General features: G+C 46.6%; 1 protein-coding gene. It reads right to left on the reverse strand.

The features are described from left to right. Nucleotides 1-267 precede the first annotated feature (267 nt). Nucleotides 268-1,197 (reverse strand): flavodoxin-dependent (E)-4-hydroxy-3-methylbut-2-enyl-diphosphate synthase (gene ispG, locus AC1DUA_RS38380; protein ID WP_477504682.1); only part of this gene is annotated, 930 nt, incomplete at its 5' end.

Consider the following 1,197-nt stretch of genomic DNA (forward strand, 5'->3'; position numbering starts at 1 on the left):
ATCAGCAGCCCCTGAATGTACGGGCAGCAGGAGCAGCGAAACGCCCATAGTAATCACCAGGGAAATTCGACGTGTTGCGGAACTCTTTTTTAACAAAATCATGGTCATTCTCCTTCATCCTTAGTAAAACTTACGCGAATTGAGCAAGCTTTCCAGTTCTCTCATTATGCTTCTCTTGAGCCCCAAATATGCGTGCGCTGAATAACAAAAAGCCGTTAAGGTGCCCTCATGGGGGATCTTAACGGCTTTACTTATGTGAAAGGAAAATTAGTGCTTACGTCCAGGAATAGCACCTGTTTCTTCATAGGCTTTGACGATGATATCAATTTCTTTCTTCAGCTCATTGAGAAGTTCAGCTTCTGGGACCTTACGGATCATTTCACCATAGCGGAACAGCATGCCCTCACCACGAGCACCCGCAATCCCAATATCCGCCTCACGGGCCTCTCCAGGTCCGTTAACCGCACAACCTAAGACAGATACTTTAATTGGCACCTTGATCTTGGCAATGTAGTCCTCCACCTCGTTAGCGATCGAGAACAAGTCAATGTCGAGACGACCGCAGGTCGGACAGGATACGAGCGTTGCCGCATTTGTAATTAAGCCAAATGTCTTGAGCAACTCACGCGCAACCTTAATCTCTTCAACCGGATCCGCGCTAAGCGAAATACGAAGCGTGTTCCCAATTCCCATGTTGAGAAGCGTTCCAATACCCGCGGCACTTTTCACTGCGCCCGTAAAGAGCGTTCCCGCTTCGGTAATCCCAAGATGAAGAGGGTAGTTAAATGCTTTCGCAGCTTGTGAATAAGCGGCAATCGCCATCGGTACATCAGAAGCTTTGAGGGAGACGATAATATCTTGAAAATCTAATTCTTCTAGAATGTTGATATGAAATAAGGCACTTTCCACCATAGCTTCCGGAGTCGGGTAACCATACTTCTCCAGTAGATGGTTCTCAAGCGAACCTGCATTAACGCCGATTCGAATTGGAATCCCACGCTCTTTACAAGCTTTAACAACCGCCTCTACTTTCTCGCGGCGGCCTATATTGCCTGGATTAATCCGTACTTTATCGATCCCATTCTCAATCGCAGCAAGCGCTAGACGATGGTCAAAATGGATATCGGAAACTAACGGAATATGGATCTGTTTCTTAATTTCTTTGATCGCTTCAGCTGCTTCCTTGTTGTTCACGGT

This window comes from Paenibacillus sp. 01T422 (assembly GCF_056398785.1).